Source organism: Prevotella sp. TCVGH (assembly GCF_023522295.1).
Lineage (GTDB): Bacteria > Bacteroidota > Bacteroidia > Bacteroidales > Bacteroidaceae > Prevotella > Prevotella timonensis.
The window spans coordinates 1-20,811 of record NZ_QFFX01000007.1; the positions used below are offsets into that span (position 1 = coordinate 1).

Below are 20,811 nucleotides of genomic sequence, written 5' to 3' on the forward strand. Positions count from 1 at the left end.
ATATACAATGCTGTTTTTCTAATGGCGGTCATTAGAAAATGACAAGAAGCTTTTTCTAATGACCGATTTGGGTTAAATATTTTCTTTTCGCACGCATTATTGCCATCTTTGGGCGGCTAAAGCATTAAGATAAGCCTGTAATTTGCATGCTTTAATGCTGCTGAAGCATGCGAATAATACCTCTAATACATGTTTCCAAGACCGTTAAGTTAATGTTTCAGCTTGAAAAGACGTTTATTTTGCCAAAATCAGCCCATTTTTGAAGGGCATTTGCCTATTGATTTTTTCTATTTTGAAGATTTTCAATGGCTGATTTTTGGTAAAATAATAAGACAGAAACAATAAATTCTTTTGCTAAAAATGATATGAAAACAACATCATCACTTACTACACCAAAGTAATCGTATTTTTGTTACAGTAAGGACAAGCTGCTCATGTCTCCGTTCAAGGAAATATGAGACGGAGGACTCATCTTGCGTTAGTAGTCGCGCGAACCGTGCTTTTCCTCGAAAGACCGCTTGCATACCAGCGGACAGAAAGCCTTGTATCCCACCTTTGTCAATCGTGGCAACAACTTCTTGCTGGATGAGGGCGACCCCAAGCTCTTCATCATCAAGTTCCATGCGAAGAAGTCGGGCAAGCTGAACCTGAAGATGCGCGACGGCATGTTGGTTGACCGCAACTTAGGCGTGAGCAACTTCTAACCGCGCATGGAGCCGTGGGGTGGTGAGCCACGAGAAAAACCTGATGAAACCAATTCTTCTATCTTATGGTAAGACAGATCTTTTGGTTTCATCAGGTTTTATTTATGGTTCAAACAAACCTCGCGGTTCAATTAAGCACCGTGGAAGAGATATTCGGCTTGAATGTCTTTGGTGAGCTCTGTGAATAACCGCTCTTGCAGCTTGTCGGCTACGCATAGCGCACGAGTCAACACCTTGTCAGAAAATTCTTGCAACATGTCTTTTGCACGTAGCGGCTGTGTTTTGTATATACGCAAATACTCTTCTTCCATTTCACGTTGCCGTTGGTCGGTTTCCTCCTCAAATTTGCGGTACGTCTCTTTAATCATTGGCGCATATTTGTTGTAGTCCACCATGCCCAGCGCCATCACCTTACGGAATTTCCAATAAGCAGAATCGGCACTCGACTGGTCGGTTCCCTGCGTATATTCAACTGGATATGAGCTGATGCCCTGATACAGCGGCAAGAACAAACCTAAGTCGGCCATACCCATGGCAACGTAAGCAACGCAGCCAATGGCCTGAGGCAGTTCAGGACGCACCTGTAGGATGTGGGTCTGTGTGGTCCTGAAGATAGATACTGGGCGATAAGGTTCTTTTGGATTGCTATGTAGATAAGGGTCGTGTTCGGTATTGTCGTAGTGGAAACGGAATGCCGTACGTAAGTCTGTTATGCTGATAGGCTTCTCGGCTTTGGCGTAAACAGGGAATGTATTTTTAGTGACGTCATTCTTTATCGCTGGCGAAAACATCTGTTGCAGACCCCATACGCGCGGATAGTTATAGGTGGTGTCGAGCTTGACGTCGCGCGCATACGATACATGGAAATCAAATTCGCCCTTCTTCGGGTCGTGTAATCCATGTTTCTCTGCAAACTCAATCAAGTCGGCGGATGCCAAATAGTTTTCTTTATCGTTAGGGTCGTACTGGCGGAAACGGCTCTGGTTGCCCGTGACGAAATATTGCTCTTTCGGCATTCTGCAAGCCAACCAACGATGTCCGCAGGCCGTTTCCAAGTACCATATTTCTTGTGCGTCTACGAATCCGATGCCGAAACCTTCTGCAATACCATGTTTCTCGATGAGCATGCCCAAGCGCTCTACGCCTTCGCGTGCAGTGTGAACGTAAGGCAGTACGACATTGAACACGGCATTCTCTGCCAACCCCGTTTCTACCAAGGGGTCATGTTTTAACACCTCATCGCTGCTGAAAATACTTTCAGTCGCACTCATGCCCACGCCGGCGGTGTTGAATCCTGCGCTTCCCCAGTGGCGTGGTAAGTTGAAGGGTGCCAATGCACTGTAACCCAATGCTTCGTTTGGCAGTTCACAGCGGAACGGACTGTCAAGGGCGATAAATTCTTTTGGTCCCTCTTTCGTATCTTCGTACAGTTCGTAGTTTTTGGCTTCCATGGCATCCCAGTCTTCCGAACGGGCTACAATCATGGAACCGTCGGCTGTCATCTCTTTTCCTACTATAATGGTAGTACACTCTGATGGTAATTCACTTACTTGGTTTTTCTTTTTTTTCATAGGTTGTTGTGTGTGATATGATGTTTAAAATATAATGTTGTGCGGTATTAGACTCCGCCATTTGCAAATTTAATGAATATTTTTTAGATGATGTATCAATAGGGTTGTAAAATTTTCAAGAATTACACGGCTTTTTCATTTAATAATGTTGGTTTGTGTATGCATCCTATCAAACGGAACGTTCTTCGTTAAAATGGCTTCTGCTGCAGCGACTTTTTAACACAAATGCTGGGTGTTTTTTCAACCAACTTGCTCACTCGGTGAAAATATGCGAAAAATAGAGGTGTTTTGTTATTTTGCTGATTGTTAGATGATTATGCGATTTGAAAACCTAAAACACCATGAAAAGGTGAAGTGGTTTGAATGTGAGATACCTTCTTTTAGTACAAAAAGGCTGGCTATAGGATGTAAATTGGGACTTAAAAGCATGCACATTAAGCGCCAAGAGCATACCTATTGTAAGGAAAAAGCATGCATATTGCCGATTTGGTCTGTGTGAATGTGGTAAAAAATGATGATTTCAAGGCTTTGAACACCTAAATTACCCTCCCAGTTTATCTATTTCGCAATTTTGTTTTGTCAAAGAAAATGAATTGATTTAACAAACGAAAGGTTTATTAACGCATGCGGGTAGCGATGGCTACATCTATAACATCATCCACAATGACACAACAGGGGAGCTTGCCAAGCACACAAGGCATAAGATGAAGTATAGGCTTCGTCCCAAGGGCAGACATCTTCCAATCAAGGACAGGGTGAGTATCCATGAAAGAAGTAAGGAAGTTGACGGGAAGAGATTCGGAGATTTTGAGATGGACTTAATCGTAGACCCTGACCAGCACGCCATACTCACGCTGGTGGAAAAGTCCACCAATATGCTGCTTATGCAGAAACTGCCATTTGGAAAGCAGTCAAAGCCTCTGGCAAAGGTAGTTAGGAAACTGCTGCTACCATACAAGGACATTCTGAAGACCATTACAACAGACAACGGACCTGAATTTGCGGCACATAAGGACCTTACCAAGTTTTTAGGTGTGCCAGTGTACTTCGCCGATCCATATTGCTCATGGCAAAAGGGAGCGGTTGAGAATACAAATAAACTAATCAGACAATATATACCGAAAAAGGAGTCGTTTGAACGTTATACGGACAAGAGAATTATGTCGATACAAAAGAAATTGAACGAAAGACCGAGAGAAAAATTAAACTTTTCTACACCAAAACGAGAGTTCTTCAAACATGTTTTATAATTTTGCACTTGCTGGTTGACTCTACAAGGCACTTTCTTTGTCTTACTGGCATATAAATCACCGTTTTTATGTACATTTGTGACAGTTATTGCATTTAACTTGTTCAACAACATCCATTTTAATTATTCTTCTCATGAAAATATTTGCCGTTGGAATGAATTATGAGGAGCACAATAAAGAGCTCCACGAACCGTTATCTAAAACAACAAGCCCTGTCATTTTTATAATGCCAGATTCGGCTTTATCCAAAGATCACAAGCCATTTTTCATTCCAGATGACTTGGGTGTGATAGAATATGAAACAGAAGTTGTGGTGAGAATCTGCCGCTTAGGCAAAACAATTTCATCCCGATTTGCGCATCGTTACTATGATGCGGTGACGGTAGGAATTGACTTTACGGCTCGAGAGTTGCAACAGCAGTTGCGTGCCAAAGGGCTTCCTTGGGAGCTTTGTAAAAGCTTTGATGGTGCTGCAACGATAGGAGATTGGATAGATATTGATAAGTTTCAGGACATTCAGCGGCTTCAGTTTCACTTAGATGTGAATGGAACTACAGTACAAAAGGGGTTTACGGGTGATATGTTCTATAAAATAGACGAATTGATAGCTTATATCAGTCGTTACTTTACGCTAAAAACTGGTGATTTGCTCTTTACGGGTACGCCTGCGGGAGTTGGACCCGTACATATAGACGACCATCTTGAAGGGTATCTCGAGGATTATAAGGTTCTTGATTTCAATTGCAAATAATAGTGGAGTAGTAAAACGTGTTGCGAAGGATTAAATATATATGCATTGTTTGGATGCTCTTGACAAGTCCGTTTTTAATGGCTCAAGCGCATTTTTTTAACTTGACAGCTAACGATGTCAAGATAGATAGTGTCTTACCCTATTTCTCTCATTCGTTTGAGTTGAATGAGTGCTATGCCGATTCTATCTACACAGTCTCCATTCTTTATCCTGAATTTATCGACATGACAACAGCGGATGTTGCACGCTATCAACAGCTTTCAGGCGCACCCCTACCCGCTCTTCCCATTCCTCAGCACAAGATAGCAGTAAACAGAAAGAGAGGTTTGCTGCAGGTTGGCTTCTCTCCTTTGGTTTATCGAAATCACCGTTACCAAATTTTGGTGAGCTTCATGCTGCGCATCGAAGCCAAACCGCTCATGTCTTCGATGAAAAGAGACGCGGCGAAAACCCGAGCAAGCAGCACCAATCGGTATGCCGACCATTCTGTTTTGGCATCAGGGAAGTGGGCAAAAATACGTGTACCTTCAACGGGTGTGTACCAACTTACGGACGAGTTGATAAGACAAGCAGGCTTTACAGACCTTCAGAAGGTAAAAGTTTATGGCTATGGAGGACGACTTCAGAATGAGCAATTGGTATCTGAGGAGCTCATTGCAACAGACGATTTGAAAGAAGTTCCTACTTGTTGGGTCGATGGGCGTAAGCTCTTCTATGCCTATGGCACCGTGTCATGGGATTCAAACACAGCCACTCGACGCACTCGCAATCCTTATTCGGATACTGGCTATTATTTCTTAACCCAGTCAGAAGATACGCCTGTTGTCCTTGATTCCACCGCTTTTATCCACTCTTTTTATCCCTCGCCCGACTATTATCACACCTTATATGAAGTTGACGGCTATTCATGGTATCATGGTGGGCGCAATCTGTTTCATCCAAAAGCGATAGATGTAGCGGAAAGTGCTACTTACACCATCCCCTCTTTGGCATCTAAAGGAAAGGCGAAAATGGCAGTCAACGTGTCGGCTGGCAGTGCTTCGCGAATATCTGTCATGCACAATGGAAAGCAGTTGGGTGAACTCGCCATTGCTCTAAGCAAGAATGACAAGGGTAATGAGACGTCGGGCATTTATCAGATAGAGCGAACTTCCACGACCGACACCGTGAAACTAACCACTCGGTCGGGTTCTCCTTCACGATTGGATTACATTTCTTTTATATGGCCGGAGCCCCTTCCTGCTCCTCATCTCAAAGGAGGCAGCTTCCCAGTACCCGAATTTGTACAAGCTGTTACCAATCAAGACTTGCACGCTCACGGCTTTGCAGATATGGTTATTATCATTCCTTCCAGTCAGAAGTTGAAAGCACAGGCAGAGCGTCTCAAGGCTTTTCATGAGAAACATGACGGTTTGCGTGTACAAATTGTTTCTGCAAACCAGCTGTATAACGAATTTTCGAGTGGCACGCCCGATGCAAATGCCTACCGCAGGTATCTTAAGATGTTGTACGACCGTGCCACGACAGCGGCAGACATGCCTAAGTATCTTTTGCTCTTTGGTGATTGTGTGTGGGACAACCGTATGCTTACTGCGCAGTGCCAGTCGTTACATCCAGACGATTATTTACTCTGTTTTGAGAGTGAGAACTCTTTTAATGAGGTCGATTGCTTTGTAGACGATGGCTTCTTTTGCGCCCTTGACGACGGCGAAGGACTGAACAAGGACTTTAGCGACCAACAAGATATTGCCGTGGGGCGTTTCCCTGTAACGACCGAAGCAGATGCCAAGGTCATGGTAGATAAAGTAATCGCCTATGTTACGAACAAAGATGCAGGTGCATGGCAAAACACTTTAGTCTTTATGGGCGATGACGGAGATAACAATTTGCACATGCAAGACATTGACAAGACGGCAAACGCTATTTCAAGTCAATATCCGAGTTATCTTGTGAAGAAAATTATGTGGGATGCGTATCAACGCGAAACATCATCTTCAGGGAACACTTATCCCGAAGTCTCGAGAATCATAAAACAGCAACAAGCGGCAGGTGCGCTCATCATGGATTACGGTGGACATGGCATGGCGACCCAAATTTCGCACGAAAAAGTATTAAACTTGCACGACTTCCAAACATTCCAACATCCTCATCTTCCACTTTGGATTACAGCGTCTTGCGACATTATGCCTTTTGATGGTGAAACTCCAACCATTGGCGAAGTGGCTGTTCGGAATCCACGAGGTGGGGCAATCTCGTTTTTTGGTACCACACGTACGGTGATAGCCCATTACAATGCGCGTATCAACACATCGTTTTTGCAATATGTGTTGAGTAAAAATGCCCATGGCAACCCTGTGACGATAGGAGAAGCACAACGTTTGGCGAAGAATGAAATGATTACCGGCAGGAAAGACCTTACGTGCAACAAGTTGCAATATGCACTTTTAGGCGACCCTGCTGTTGCACTTCATCAACCCTCTTACAGCATTGTCGTAGATTCTATCAATGGCAAAGCATTGGCTTCAACGCCAACTGTGGCATTGCAGGCAGGAAGTACGGTAACGGTGAAGGGACACATCGAGGGCGTATCCGATTTCCAAGGTCTTGTTTTTGCTACCGTTCGTGATAATGAAGAAAAAATCGTGTGCCGTCGCAACGATCAAAAAGAAACCAAGGAGGCACTCACCTTTATGGATCGGCCAAGGACCTTGTATAATGGAGCAAATAAGGTGGAGAATGGTAAGTTTAGCTTTGTGTTTGCTGTGCCGAGTGATATCAATTACTCCGAAGGCTCTGGTAAACTCAATCTTTATGCCATCAGTGACAATCACCAAATGCGAGCAAGCGGTGTGAGCGAAGCCTTTACGTTAGGAGGTGGTGCAGAATTGACGACAGACTCGCTTGGTCCATCGATTTATTGTTATCTCAACAGTCCCTCTTTTGTCAATGGCGGCAATGTCAATAGCACCCCTTATTTCGTAGCAGAGATTAAAGATGACGATGGAATTAACGTATCGGGAAGCGGTATCGGTCACGATTTGCAGTTAATCATTGATGGAGATATGTCGAAGAGCTATAATTTGAACGCTAACTTTACGTACAATTTTGGCAGTTATACGGCTGGCTCAACCTTCTATCAGTTGCCCGAATTAGCACCCGGTCCTCATCAATTACTCTTCCGAGCATGGGATGTGCTTAACAATCCTTCAACGACCAAGCTCTCCTTCAATGTCGTACGAGGCATGGAACCGCAGTTGTTCTCTATCGATTGTACCAACAATCCTGCTCGCGAAGCCACCACATTTATCCTTGAGCACGATCGTGCAGGAGCAGTGGTTGATGTGGAAATTGAGGTTTTTGACTTGAGTGGCAGACTGTTGTGGCATCATCAAGAAAGCAGTGTGAGTTCAACCAATACGCAAACTGTCAACTGGAATCTTACGGTTGAGAATGGAAATCGCCTACAAACTGGCGTTTATCTATATCGTGCCCGCATCTCTTCCGAAGGGAGTGCCAAGGTTTCCAAGGCAAAGAAACTCATTGTGGTAAGCAATAATTAGCAATTATTTTCGTTAGGAAAATACCAATCGCATAGAATCGCAATAGAATGAATAGATTTTCAAAAATAAGTGTCCTCTTCGTATTTATCTTGTCGGCGCTCTCCTTATCCGCCCAAGACAAACGAAACATGTTTAATCCAGTGAACTACTCGGTCACCTCACAGATGATTGCACCTGATGCACGTGCGGCAGGTTTAGGTGATGTAGGTGCTGCCACCGACCCCGATGTGGTTTCGCAGTTCTGGAATCCTGCCAAATATCCTTTTACCATTAGTCGTGCAGGGGTGGCATTGAACTACACTCCTTGGCTCAGACAGTTGGTGAATGATATTGACTTGGCTTATTTGGCTGGTTATTATCGCATTGGCGACTACAGTGCAATCTCTGGTTCTTTTCGTTATTTCTCTCTTGGCGAAGTAAACACGTACGTTGGGCAAACCAAAGACGGAGGAATGACAATTAATCCTTATGAAATGTCCGCAGACATTGCGTACTCTTTGATGTTGAGTGAACACTTCTCGTTGGGAGCTGCCGTTCGTTGGATTTATTCAGATTTAACGTACGATTTTAAGGAAGAAACTACTCCCGGTTCGGCTTTTGCTGCCGATATTGCTGCCTATTATCAGAATTATATCAACCTCGGAGCACGCGAAAGTCAGTTAGGCATTGGGTTGAATATCTCTAATATCGGAAGTAAAATTACTTTTGGAGGCAGTGACAACAGTGAGTTTATCCCCACCAACCTACGTTTGGGTGCTTCTCTCATGGTGCCTGTTGATGAGTATAACCGTTTTACAATAGCGGCAGATGCGAATAAGTTGTTGGTTCCGACCTATCCTAAACAGGACGAAGGCGAATCAACCGAAGCTTATCAAGAGCGGGTGCAAAAAGACTATTATGATGTTTCGAGCATTGGAGGCATCTTTAAGAGCTTCGGTGACGCACCAAACGGTGCAAAAGAGGAGTTACAGGAAATCCAATGGAGTGTTGGAGCAGAGTATGTTTATCATGACCAATTCTCCCTTCGAGCAGGTTATCATCACCAATCGGAGAATAAGGGTAATCTAAAATATTTTACTGTGGGAGCAGGTTTCAAGATGAGCGTGTTCTCATTGGATGCAGGTTATGTCATTGCTATGGCAAAGAGTAATCCGTTGGATCAAACCCTTCGCTTCTCTTTAAGTTTCGACATGGACGGTATCAAAGACTTGCTGAAGAGGTAAACCGTCCTACTCTTATTCCTCACCAAAAGGGAGGGAGCCGTTACATTATTTGTAGAGACGTCCTCTCAACTTGTCAACTCGTCAACTTGTCACCTTGTAAACTAAAAAAACTTATCAACTCATCAACTCAAAAACTCGTCAACTCGTTAACTCGTAAACTTTAACCATATGTCTTTTCCTTCATTTCGCATTGGCTTTGGGTATGACGTTCACCAATTGGTAGAAGGTCGCGCCCTTTGGTTGGGTGGTATCAAGATTAGCCACGACAAGGGATTGCTGGGACACAGCGATGCCGATGTATTGATTCATGCTATTTGTGATGCACTCTTGGGTGCAGCAAATCTACGTGATATAGGGTATCACTTTCCCGACACAGCCCACGAAACCTTAAATATGGATAGCAAAGTTATTTTGCAAAAAACAATGCAGCTCCTTGCTTCCAAGGGATATCAACTGGGTAATATAGACGCCACCATATGCGCCGAACAACCTAAGATAAACCCGCACATCCCAGCAATGAAGACCTGTTTGGCACAAGTCATGAATACCGATGAAGACAATATCTCTATCAAAGCTACAACCAGCGAACGCATGGGATTTGTTGGGAGGCAAGAAGGAATGGCGGCTTATGCAACCGTACTTATTGTGAAACAGAACTAATGTTTGATAGTTGAACTTCTCTTTACATCATCCTCCAACACTCGCATCCTTGGAATCAATTGCTCGACTTCATCGCAAATAGGAGCAAAATGCAATCGTTTGAGCCACAGCGAGTCCACTTTTCAACACTTGTTCATCTAAGTATCAAAAAAAGAGGTGCACATTCACTTAAGAATTGTACACCCCTCTTCATATTGTTTGGCAGTATTTCTTATATCACTGCGGTCTGTTCTATAAGTTGTACCTTATAAATATGTAGTCATGAGAATACGTTCAAAAGGTCTATCTCTTACAGTCGGCTGTCCAAGTTTCGCCACCTTTCACCATTAAGATGTGGAGTTCGGAAGCTGTAATCTTTATACCTTTTAGACCATCTGAACCAAGACTAACAAATGTATTGTCATCTTTTTTCTCAAACTTGATGCCTGTCAAATCAGGGATACCATTGTCAAATCTGAACGAATAGGTGTCACCTAACTTGCTAACGATAACCTTGCCATCGTCTGCACTAACTTTCTTACCTGACCCAATATTGAGATAAGTAATCTTCCCCTTATACGAGTCTACAAAAATGGTTTGGTCTGTGGGGTCTGTATCATCGCTACATGCGACAAACCCTGTTGTTAGAAACAGCGAAAAAAGGAAAAGTGTGAATAGCTTTAATTTCGATTTCATATTAATAATGTTTTTGTTACAATTCGCAAGGTACGGAAAAATTGTTACAATTACGAATACAGAAACAAATTATTGATAAATAATTGTCATTATTCATCTAAATTAATATTTTGTAAAAAATATTCACTGTGAACAACTATGCTAAGAACTTTACCTTATCATCACGGCTCTTTCATTGAAAAGTCATGAAAGAGACATCAGTAATTTGTTACTTGATTCAAAATTAGGACATAGATACTACAATCACACAAAAGAGAGGTTTCATAAAATTTACTCACAATATACGGCGGTATTTTATAGAATAAGTCCTAAAAAAGCAGCAATATTGTCCAACGATATTTACATGGGATCGACATCGTAATACATTTGTAGGGCTGCATACCGTTTGTCTTGCAAGAGTTGTTGTTGCACACTTCGCAAATATTGCCGCACAGCTTGATAGTCGATACCATTCTCCAACTTGATAACGATTTTGCGGATATACAAGTTTTTAACACGTGCTATCGAAGGTTTGTCTGGTCCTAAAATACGCTCACCCAATCCTTGTCGTAGCCTGCTTCCCAATTCTACTGCCGCAGTTTCTACCACTTGTTCGTAACGATGCCTCAAAAACACATACACCAAGCGATAAAAAGGAGGATAGGAAAACATCTTACGTTCGTCTAACAGTGCCTTAAAAAAGCCTTCATAATCATTCTCTACCACCTGTCTTATCACGGGCAAGTCTTTATTTTTAGTTTGCAGCAACACCTTGCCACGTGCGCCTTTCCTGCCTGCCCTACCGCTTACCTGCGCCATCATCATGAAGGCATGCTCGTAAGCGCGAAAGTCTGGATAATTCAGCATGGTATCCGCATTCAGTATTCCCACCACACTAACACGATCGAAATCCAAGCCTTTGCTCACCATTTGCGTACCAATGAGCAAATTAGTGTGTCCACAAGAGAAGTCGTCAATCAATCGTTCGTACGCATTACGTGTGCGAGTGGTGTCTAAGTCCATACGGGCAACACGAGCTTCAGGAAACAGTTGCCCTACATACTCTTCCACCTTTTCGGTTCCATAGCCTCTGCCACGCAAATCGGTTGCGCCACATGCAGGACATACCGTAGGAACCTGATAAGTATAACCGCAGTAATGACAAGTCAATAAGTTCATGCGTTTGTGCATGGTGAGCGATACATCACAATTGGTACACTTAGGAACCCAACCACAAGTGCGGCACTCTATCATGGGTGCAAAGCCACGTCGGTTTTGAAATAAAATCACCTGCTGGTCGTTTTGCAAAGCTTCGTTAATGGCAGCAATGAGTGTGGGCGAAAATGGTCCCGTCATCATCTTGCGTCGCTGCAAGTCTTTCGTGTCAATGACTTGTATTTCGGGTAATTCTATTCCTTGATAACGAGTGGTCAAACTCACCAAACCATATTTGCCCTGTGTCGCATTATAATAGCTTTCTGCCGAAGGTGTAGCCGTCCCCAATAAAGTCTTGGCACCATACATTTGAGCCAACATGATAGCTACCGACCGTGCATGATAGCGTGGCGAAGGGTCTTGTTGCTTGAAAGAGGTTTCGTGTTCTTCATCGATAATCACCAATCCAAGCTGCTGAAAGGGCAAGAATACGGCACTACGTGCACCCAATATCACCTCATAGGGATGAGATGAAAGCTGTTTCTTCCATATTTCAACTCGTTCGGCATCACTATATTTAGAATGATAGATACCCAATTTGTTGCCAAACACGTGTCTTAGCCTACTGGTAATTTGCACTGTGAGAGCAATCTCTGGTAACAAATACAACACCTGCTTTTTCTCATCGAGTGCCTTTTTAATAAGGTGTATATAAATTTCTGTTTTGCCACTCGAGGTTACTCCATGCAATAAAACGACATTCTTTTTAAGGAACTGAAAAACAATTTGGTTATAAGCATCTTGCTGCGCTTGGTTCAGACGCTTGATATTTTCTACATGTTCTTCGCCCGCATCGCCGATCCGTCCTACCTCTCGCTCGTAAGTGAACAAGATTTTACGCTCTACCAACCGCTTCATCACCGCATACGAACAGCGTGCCACATTCATTAATTCCTCACGAGTAATGTCCACGACAGGCTCGCTCATTACGGTTCCTTGTAAAGTCTCCCAATGCGAAATGCGCAAAAAGTGCGTCAACACCTCTTGTTGGTTTTGCGCTCGCTTCAATAAGTCGAAAGCTACACTCAACGCTTGCTCCGAACGATAAGGCGGACACAAGTCGATATACGTCTCCAAGCGAGGCTTATAATTCTCTTCTACCTTCAAACCTGCGGGTAATGCTGCATTATAGACATCCCCAAGGGGTGCCATATAGTAAGCCGATAGCCATTTCCACAGTTGGTATTGCTGCGTTAAGAGCATCGGTTGGTCGTCTATAACATCAATAATCGCCTTCACCTTAAAATCAGGCACATTGTCATGTACGTGAACAACGATAGCCGTATGCACCTTTGAGGTGCCGAACGTTACGGCAACACGTACCCCAAACCGCACCCTATCCCTTAAGTTTTCGGGTACAGCATAAGTAAAAGAGCCTTCTAATGGCAACGGAACGATAACATCTACATATTTCATGAGCCGACCACAAAGTTAAAAGAAAGTAAGGAATACCCCAAGAAACAAACACAGATATTTCTTCCAACGAAATTGTGCCTTACAGATTCGTGTACCAAAGCGAGCCTAAAATATAGTTAGTAACAGTCACTTTAGGCATGAGGTAAGTGTGAGGAGTGGTATTGATACAAGCGATAACTACCTTAAGAAATTATCATAATAATCCGTTCGAGAATGCAAAAGAACCCTGTATCTTTGCTTTGGATATCAGTTATTTACAGGACTGGTAATTATTTACAGCGTTGACACAACACTACTGTTACAGTCTCAGAAAACCACAGTTAAAATTAAAAAATAAAAAAGATGATGACCATTTATTGTATTGCAGCCGAGATTATCGTGTGTACCTTATTATGTGTTGGAATTGTGAAATGGAACGATCGCCATTAGTCGTCCCTATTGCAACACATCTTTTAAGGTAAAGTTTGTCAAGATGCTGGTAGACTGACACAGCATCTTGATAAACTCTTGCGCAGAATGCTTCATATAAGCATCCTTCAAGAAGTGTATGCACCCTTCCATTTGATTGTCTGGCGTATCCAGAGGAAGCGCTTTCAATCCTTCCTCATGTACTACCGTGGACTCTGCCAAGATAGAAATATAATTGGAACGATGCAACAGCTGGAATATCAAGTCGATAGTATTCACTTCAACCTTAACTTTTAACTCTAAATCTTGATGACTTATCAGTCGCTCAAAGGCATGGCGAGCCAAGAGGCCACGTGCAGGCAACACCAGTCCAAAGCGTTCCAATTCCTTTAAGTGGATACGCTGCTGATTTGCCAAGGGATGATTTTGGTTAACGATGGCTGCCAGACGGTTAGTAAAGATAATGCGACTATCAATTTCTTTGTCTGACTGAAGCGGTAAAAAGGCTAAAACAAAATCTACCTTCCTGCTCTTTAACATCTCCAAGAGTTCGTCCATCGAATGATAAAAGATATTGAGCTTCACACCGGGATAGTCTTTCATAAAATCTACCATCGTATCCATCATGATAGTACTAAACGAGTAAGTCACACCGATGTTCAACTCACCCGTTACCATTTGCTTTAAGTCTTCTATGTGGGCGATGCAAGAATCGGTGGCAACAACGGCTTTCATGGCATAAGGTAACAGTTCTTTGCCGGGTTCTGTGAGATAAACCTCATGACTATTTCGCTCAAACAGTGGCAAACCAATCTCCTGTTCCAGATGACTGATTTGCTGAGAAAGCGTACTCTGCGTTATAAATAACCGCCGACTTGCTTCAGAAAAATTGAGCGTTTCGGCTACTTTGAGAAAGTATTTCAACTGTCTAATTTCCATATCATCTTTTTACCATGAATGTAAAGGTATGTCTTGATTTACAATCCATGCCCACACACTTAATCAAACTATTGTATCTTGACATCGATATTCTCAATGTCCATGTGTTTGCGTTGTATCAATAAACGATATAATTTTATTTTTCGTCGACTGTACAGCATACTATGTACAAAGATGTTCGGAATAGCCACCCCAATGGCAATAACCAAAATAACCAAAGAAGCAAGCATGAAGTTGTGCATACCAACCGTTACTTCGCCCACTACTCCTTGCATATCTACAAAAGCGAACACTGCTCTGTACATTAAAACTCCTGGTACCATAGGGATAACACTGGGTATGGACAGGCATTGATGAGGCGTATGAAACCAGTGCATTGCCATGGTACATATCAAACTGATTAACGTTGAGCCTGCCAACGAGCCTATTATAAGCCCTTGATCCAATCCTATATTACCCGTACTGGGACCCAAGTTGACAAAATTACGATTGCACACTGCGATAATACCTCCTATGGCTATCATCGGCAAAAGGCGTTTGGGGGTATTAAATATGGTAGAGAATCCCATGGCAGAAATAGCAGCCGCAATAGCAAACTCCCAATAAGTGTGGTGAGGCGTCATTGACAAATCGCGCACAAAGTTATCAATTCCGCAAACCTTAATAGCAAAACCGATACCAAAGACCATGGCTACAATCATGAGAAAAACGTTAAGTGCACGGATTAACCCTGTCTGTATGTGTCCACCAAGCATGTCGCTCACGAAATTGATGAGCGGAACACCTGGCACAATGAACAAAGCACACGCCAACAATGGATGCCAAGGAGTGTTGGTAAGCATGAACGATGGTAACAAAGAGGCTATGCTTGCATTTAGCGAAAGGAACGAGCTGAGCCATGCCACAATCGTGGAAATGAATGCACCCACGCAAATACAAATGTATGTGTTGGCACCCTTCGCTCCCAAAAACATACGCAATCGGAAACCAAGGATAGCCGCCAATGATGCATAAAAGAAGGCCGGCCAATCACAACCAAACTGTATACAGAAACCACCACAGGCAAAGCCTGCGGCAGTGGCTACCTGCCAAGGCGTGTAATAACGTGGTCTCTTCTTGATTGCATCTAATTTTTCCTGATACTCATCTAAGCTGTAATTATACCGAATCGCATCCCATGTAAGATGACTTACTCGAGTAATCCCAGCCATATCAATGGCATGGCGATCGCATTTGCGAAATCTTGTATAGGAAGTACTTTCATCACTGTAGTTCACCAAAATAACATTATAGTTGATATACACGTGAAGAAACTGGCTCTCTAACCCCAAATATGCCTCTACACGCTTCATATCTCGAACTATCAAGGTAGTATCAGCAGAACAATCCATCAAGTAGCACCCTACTTGTAACAATAAATCCAGTTTACGATGCACCAGCTGTGCATCTGTCGTTATTTGTTTATTCTTAGTCATCTATCAAGAAACTTTATCCAAACACAAAAATCATCATCTGTATTGTCAGAATTCTTAGGAACATGGCAAACGGATATACGGTGGAATAACCTACCGACGGAGAATCGCTCTGTGTCATATCATTGACATAAGCCAATGCAGGAGGGTTGGTATGAGCACCCGCCAGTACTCCCACCAGCGTGAAATAATTAATGTGGAATACATATCTACCTATGATTCCCCCGAAGAGGATGGGCAACATTGTTATCAACAAACCGTATAAAATCCATTGCATACCCGACTGTGATACAATGGTTTGGACAAAGTCCTCACCTGTTCCGAGTCCCACACAAGCCAAGAATATACACAATCCGAAGCGGCGCAACATGAGGTTGGCACTGATGGTGTTGTAAGTCACCAAATTGTATTTAGGACCAAAATAACCAATCAAAATAGCCACAATGAGAGGACCACCCGTCAAACCTAAGCGTAGACTTGCCGAAATACCCGGAATAAAGAAAGGTACATTTGCCAAGATACATCCTAAAACGATACCCAAGAAGATAGGAATTAAGTTAGGACTGTTGAGACGCTTCATAGAGTTGCCCAACACTTGTTCTACATGACTGATGGAAAGTTCATTGCCCACCACCGTCAGTTTATCACCCATTTGCAGTTTCAATTGTCCTGTTGCCACCAAGTCAACACCCGAACGATTAACACGTGTCACGTTCACACCAAAGGTGTTTGGTATTTTCATCTGCTCTAATGTCTTGCCATTGACCGATGATTTGGTGATTAAGATGCGACGAGATACCATTTGTTTCCCGAACTTCTTCCAGTCTATTTCCTCTTTTGCGCCCAACAAAGCACAAATTGGTTCTTCATCTTTCGGTCGACTGACGATGAGTAGGCTATCTCCGAGCTGAATCGTTGTCTGTGCACTGACGATATTTTGATGTATCTGAGTTCCCTCGCGATAAATGCGAGAAACCATAAAATTGCGTTTCAACAGCTCTCTGAGGTGCTTTACCGTCACCCCTTGCATCATCTCGTTGCTCACTATCACCGCAAAAGTATTAACCGTCACCTCTTCTAAGTGTCCCACACCGACCAAAGCGGCAGCCTCTTCTTTTTTCACATTAATCCGAAGCACCCACTTCAAAATAATGAACGAAATGATAACTCCCAATACACCCATGGGATAGGTCACAGCATAACCGCTGGCAATGGTAGGAGCATCAATGTGACGCAGGTCACTGTAAGCCTGTTGTGCAGTACCCAAGCCAGGCGTATTCGTTACAGCACCCGACAAAATTCCGGCGATAGTGGTAATCGGTGTATCCGATATGTAATAAATGGAAATGGCGATAACCAAGCTCATGGCTATCACTATTGTCACCAACCCAATGAGCGTATTGCTGCCTCGTCTGAAAGAAGAAAAGAAACCAGGTCCTACTTCAAGCCCAATCGAATAGACAAACAATATCAAGCCAAATTCTTTGAGAAAGTGAAGTAAATGTTCGTCCAAATTAAACTGGAAATGCCCGAACAGCAAACCTGCAAACAATATCCAAGCCAAGCCCAGCGACACCCCGTGTACCTTCAGCTTGCCTAATGACAAACCAATCGTGATAACCAACGATAATATCATCACCGAATGGGCAACTCCTCCGCCCCAGAGTTCAGGAAATCCCCTGAAAAGATTCTCTATTACCTCCATTGCATATATTATAGTATTCGCTTACAAAGGTATCGAAATTAATAAACGCCACCAAATGGCAGCCATAAATTTTAACGATGTTCGTTATCATACTTTTCAATACCAACTTTTCGTCGTGAAGACAGCTGCTGTTTTTGTCCAATCATTTTACCAAAAAACGACCATCTAAAATCTTCAAAATAGAAAAATTTAATAGGCAAACGCCCTACAAAAATGGGCTGATTTTAACAAAATAAGCGCATTTTTAAGCTGAAACATTGAGTTTACGCTCTTGGAAACATGTATTAAAGGTGTTATTCACATACAGTAGCAGCATTAAAGTATGCAAATAGCAGGCTTATCTCAATGCTTCAATCGCCAAAAGGTGGTAAAAACACGAATGAAAAGAGACGACATAAGTATAACACATTAAATAACAACAAGTTAAGAAAGTCGCTCAAAATTCGCGTATTTGCGACCAACTTTGCCGTTGGTTGTTTTTACGCGAGTTATGAGAGGCACTTTGTAAAGAAAATTCAGCATTAATTATCCTTCAATCCTGCGTGTTGTCAATCTTACTATATGCTGTTTTATGGATGCTTTTCTTTATAAAAACATCAGTCCAAAATGATAGAGCTGTGGCTGATTCTTATCATAAGAAAACCGTTGCTTGTCTCTCTATCTCACGGAAGATGAACAAATGTGGCATGATAAATATTCGATACGAAAGGAGCAGCGGAAAAGAGGAATACATTTATAAATATGTTAAAATCGAAGAAAAAGCTATAATTATGGTTATTATTTGCATTATTATGGCTAAGAATTGATTGCATTTACAGATTTATTAGTAATTTTGTAATGTTTACAAACGAAACAAATCGTTTGTTCATTACATTACATAATCATAAAATAAAAACAATAAAAATGGAAACAATTATCAACGCACAAGTACCTGAGTTTAAGGTTCAGGCATTCCAAAAAGGAGAGTTTAAGACAGTTTCAAACGAAGATATCAAGGGCAAATGGGCAATCTTCTTCTTCTACCCAGCCGACTTCACCTTTGTATGCCCTACAGAGTTGGTTGACTTGGCAGGCAAATACGAAGAATTAAAGAAGATGGGCGTAGAGGTATTCTCTGTCAGCTGCGATACCCACTTTGTACACAAAGCATGGTATGACACATCTGACAGCATCAAGAAGATTAACTACACCATGCTTGCCGACCCATTGGCAGTATTGGCAAAGGGCTTTAGCGTGTACAAAGAGGATGAAGGTGTAGCTTATCGCGGTACGTTCTTAGTAGATCCAGAGGGCAAGATTAAGATTGCAGAGATTCAAGACAACAGTATTGGCCGCAACGCAGACGAGTTGGTACGTAAGGTATCAGCAGCACAGTTCGTAGAATCTCACCCCGGTGAAGTTTGTCCAGCGAAGTGGAAGCAGGGCGAAGAGACACTGAAACCAAGTATCGACTTGGTAGGAAAACTATAAAAAGACACAAGAACCAAACTTGACTGGTAGCTGAAAGAAAATACCTACGAACCAAGTATCGTTGTTGTTTTCTCCAGCTACCTTTTTTTATTCCTTTTGCATTTCCGCAAGAAACGCAAAGAAAAACAAACTACCCTCACATAATAAGTTATAGCACAATGTTAGATACAACCATCCTACAACAGGTTAAAGATGTCTTCAAAGACATAACCCACCAATATACTTTCAAAGTAACGGCGCATCCGCAACATGAAAAAGCCGCAGAACTAAAAGAATTTATCAACGACTTTGTTTCCACATCCCAGCTTTTTAAGGCACAATTTGTGGAGACCGATGACATGACTATTCAGTTCTCTCTGCTGAAAGACAATGAAGAAACAGGAGTAATGTTTCGTGGCATACCCAACGGTCATGAGTTTACGTCACTTCTTTTGGCTGTCCTAAATGCCGATGGCAAGGGTAAGAACCTGCCCGATGAGGCGATTTGCAAGCGCATCCAACGTCTCAAAGGAAACATCAAACTGCAAACATACGTCTCGTTAACCTGCACCAACTGTCCCGACATCGTACAGGCGTTGAACGTCATGGCGCTAATCAGTCCAAAAATTACGCACGAAATGATAGATGGCGCCTTGTTTCAAGACGAGGTAGAGCGCTTGAATATTCAAGCGGTGCCAACGGTATATGCCAACGGAGAGTTATTGCACATTGGACGAGGTAGCTTGGGAGAGCTGCTCACCAAATTAGAAGACATGATTGGTAGCGAAGAAGATGAGAACGAAGAACCAGTGAAACGCCATTACGATGTTGTAATTGTGGGAGGTGGTCCTGCTGGAGCGTCCGCAGCTATTTATTCTGCACGCAAGGGTTTGCATGTAGCTATCATTGCAAATAACATCGGTGGGCAGATGAAAGATACGGTTGGCATAGAAAACTTTATCTCTGTTCCCAAGACAACGGGAGCGAAGATGGCTGACAACCTCCTTACCCACCTCAAGGAATATTCTATTGATGTGTTTGACAACAGAAGGGTTGACAAGGCATTTTTCGACGAAGAACTAAAGAAGATACACATAAAAGGCGGTGAAATATTTATCTCACCTGCGGTTATCATTGCCACAGGTGCAAGTTGGAGAAAGCTCAACGTACAAGACGAAGCTAAATATATGGGGCATGGCGTACACTTCTGTCCCCACTGCGACGGTCCTTTTTATAAGGACAAGCATGTGGCAGTGGTCGGAGGAGGTAACTCTGGCGTAGAAGCGGCTATCGATTTGGCAGGCATCTGCAAACAGGTAACCTTGCTTGAATTTGGTGAGACCTTACGAGCTGACACCGTTTTACAAGACAAAGCGAAGAGCTTGGATAACGTGGAAATATTCACCATGGCACAAACTACAGCTATCGTGGGCGACGGACAGAAAGTAACAGCCATTCGTGTGAAGGACCGCAACAACGATGAAGAGCGTGATATAGCGGTAGACGGCATCTTTGTACAGATAGGATTGGCTGCTAATGCCGACCCTTTCCGTGAGGCGCTTCCGTTAAATCAACGTCACGAGATAGAGGTGGACAACTATTGTAGGACGTCCGTATCTGGTGTTTATGCCGCTGGAGACGTGACCAACGTACCTTATAAACAAATCATGATTGCCATGGGCGAAGGCGCCAAAGCTGCTCTTTCAGCCTTTGACGATAGGATTAGGGGCGTAATACCACGTCTTCAAGAATAATGCACGTTATCTCCATTCATGCAAATTGACATGAATGCTATAGATTGAACATTGTGAACAAGATTGACGAGAGCGATTGG

At 42.8% G+C, this 20,811-nt stretch carries 13 protein-coding genes and 1 pseudogene; 8 read left to right on the forward strand and 6 right to left on the reverse strand.

All coding sequences use genetic code 11. The annotated features are described in order from the left end of the window. The first annotated feature begins 518 nt into the window (after positions 1–518). Entirely contained in the window at positions 519–704 is a 186-nt protein-coding gene (locus tag DEM91_RS02235; protein WP_249857839.1) for a hypothetical protein, read from the forward strand. A 131-nt stretch (positions 705–835) separates the two neighbouring features. Here DEM91_RS02235 and DEM91_RS02240 read toward each other — a convergent pair whose 3' ends face one another. Beyond that, positions 836–2,275: a C69 family dipeptidase gene (locus tag DEM91_RS02240; protein ID WP_195252954.1), complete on the reverse strand. Its 1,440-nt coding sequence runs from the start codon at positions 2,273–2,275 to the stop codon at positions 836–838. 644 nt (positions 2,276–2,919) lie between these two features. Between DEM91_RS02240 and DEM91_RS02245 the strand changes: the two are divergent. The 5 genes and pseudogenes from DEM91_RS02245 to ispF all read left to right on the forward strand — a co-directional run. Next, positions 2,920–3,525, forward strand: a pseudogene (locus DEM91_RS02245) (IS30 family transposase); the annotation flags it as partial. A gap of 133 nt (positions 3,526–3,658) precedes the next feature. Beyond that, positions 3,659–4,276, forward strand: coding sequence for a fumarylacetoacetate hydrolase family protein (locus DEM91_RS02250; RefSeq protein ID WP_249857840.1), 618 nt, complete (start codon positions 3,659–3,661; stop codon positions 4,274–4,276). A gap of 77 nt (positions 4,277–4,353) precedes the next feature. Further along, entirely contained in the window at positions 4,354–7,836 is a 3,483-nt protein-coding gene (gene porU, locus DEM91_RS02255; RefSeq protein ID WP_249857841.1) for a type IX secretion system sortase PorU, read from the forward strand. Between the two features lie 47 nt (positions 7,837–7,883). Continuing rightward, positions 7,884–9,059, forward strand: a complete 1,176-nt coding sequence (porV, locus tag DEM91_RS02260; RefSeq protein ID WP_102187776.1) for a type IX secretion system outer membrane channel protein PorV — start codon at positions 7,884–7,886, stop codon at positions 9,057–9,059. Between the two features lie 168 nt (positions 9,060–9,227). Then, positions 9,228–9,719 carry a 2-C-methyl-D-erythritol 2,4-cyclodiphosphate synthase gene (ispF, locus tag DEM91_RS02265; RefSeq protein ID WP_249857842.1) on the forward strand — a complete coding sequence of 164 codons (492 nt, stop codon included), beginning with the start codon at positions 9,228–9,230 and terminating at the stop codon, positions 9,717–9,719. 282 nt (positions 9,720–10,001) lie between these two features. On the opposite strand, the gene DEM91_RS02270 is transcribed toward ispF, so the two are convergent. From DEM91_RS02270 to DEM91_RS02290, 5 genes are all read right to left on the reverse strand, one after another. Then, on the reverse strand, positions 10,002–10,394 hold the full coding sequence (locus DEM91_RS02270) for a hypothetical protein (protein WP_008125060.1): 393 nt from the start codon (positions 10,392–10,394) through the stop codon (positions 10,002–10,004). Positions 10,395–10,733: 339 nt separating this feature from the next. Continuing rightward, positions 10,734–13,004, reverse strand: a complete 2,271-nt coding sequence (priA, locus tag DEM91_RS02275) for a primosomal protein N' (RefSeq protein ID WP_249857843.1) — start codon at positions 13,002–13,004, stop codon at positions 10,734–10,736. Between the two features lie 435 nt (positions 13,005–13,439). Then, positions 13,440–14,351, reverse strand: a complete 912-nt coding sequence (locus DEM91_RS02280; protein ID WP_025072990.1) for a LysR family transcriptional regulator — start codon at positions 14,349–14,351, stop codon at positions 13,440–13,442. Positions 14,352–14,419: 68 nt separating this feature from the next. Further along, the gene (locus tag DEM91_RS02285; protein ID WP_195252957.1) at positions 14,420–15,826 is read right to left on the reverse strand and encodes a threonine/serine exporter ThrE family protein; all 1,407 of its coding nucleotides are present in this window, start codon (positions 15,824–15,826) and stop codon (positions 14,420–14,422) included. A 13-nt stretch (positions 15,827–15,839) separates the two neighbouring features. Continuing rightward, positions 15,840–17,528 carry a putative transporter gene (locus DEM91_RS02290; RefSeq protein ID WP_249857844.1) on the reverse strand — a complete coding sequence of 563 codons (1,689 nt, stop codon included), beginning with the start codon at positions 17,526–17,528 and terminating at the stop codon, positions 15,840–15,842. Positions 17,529–18,431: 903 nt separating this feature from the next. On the opposite strand from DEM91_RS02290, the gene ahpC reads away from it, so the two are divergent. Next, positions 18,432–18,998, forward strand: a complete 567-nt coding sequence (ahpC, locus tag DEM91_RS02295) for an alkyl hydroperoxide reductase subunit C (RefSeq protein WP_249857845.1) — start codon at positions 18,432–18,434, stop codon at positions 18,996–18,998. A gap of 158 nt (positions 18,999–19,156) precedes the next feature. Continuing rightward, positions 19,157–20,731: an alkyl hydroperoxide reductase subunit F gene (gene ahpF, locus DEM91_RS02300; protein WP_249857846.1), complete on the forward strand. Its 1,575-nt coding sequence runs from the start codon at positions 19,157–19,159 to the stop codon at positions 20,729–20,731. Positions 20,732–20,811 lie beyond the last annotated feature (80 nt).

Coding starts and splice junctions, on each gene's coding strand:
- DEM91_RS02240 (WP_195252954.1), bottom strand. CDS start 2,275: ATGAAAAAAAAGAAAAACCAAGTAAGTGAATTACCATCAGAGTGTACT.
- DEM91_RS02250 (WP_249857840.1), top strand. CDS start 3,659: ATGAAAATATTTGCCGTTGGAATGAATTATGAGGAGCACAATAAAGAG.
- porU (WP_249857841.1), top strand. CDS start 4,354: ATGGCTCAAGCGCATTTTTTTAACTTGACAGCTAACGATGTCAAGATA.
- porV (WP_102187776.1), top strand. CDS start 7,884: ATGAATAGATTTTCAAAAATAAGTGTCCTCTTCGTATTTATCTTGTCG.
- ispF (WP_249857842.1), top strand. CDS start 9,228: ATGTCTTTTCCTTCATTTCGCATTGGCTTTGGGTATGACGTTCACCAA.
- DEM91_RS02270 (WP_008125060.1), bottom strand. CDS start 10,394: ATGAAATCGAAATTAAAGCTATTCACACTTTTCCTTTTTTCGCTGTTT.
- priA (WP_249857843.1), bottom strand. CDS start 13,004: ATGAAATATGTAGATGTTATCGTTCCGTTGCCATTAGAAGGCTCTTTT.
- DEM91_RS02280 (WP_025072990.1), bottom strand. CDS start 14,351: ATGGAAATTAGACAGTTGAAATACTTTCTCAAAGTAGCCGAAACGCTC.
- DEM91_RS02285 (WP_195252957.1), bottom strand. CDS start 15,826: ATGACTAAGAATAAACAAATAACGACAGATGCACAGCTGGTGCATCGT.
- DEM91_RS02290 (WP_249857844.1), bottom strand. CDS start 17,528: ATGGAGGTAATAGAGAATCTTTTCAGGGGATTTCCTGAACTCTGGGGC.
- ahpC (WP_249857845.1), top strand. CDS start 18,432: ATGGAAACAATTATCAACGCACAAGTACCTGAGTTTAAGGTTCAGGCA.
- ahpF (WP_249857846.1), top strand. CDS start 19,157: ATGTTAGATACAACCATCCTACAACAGGTTAAAGATGTCTTCAAAGAC.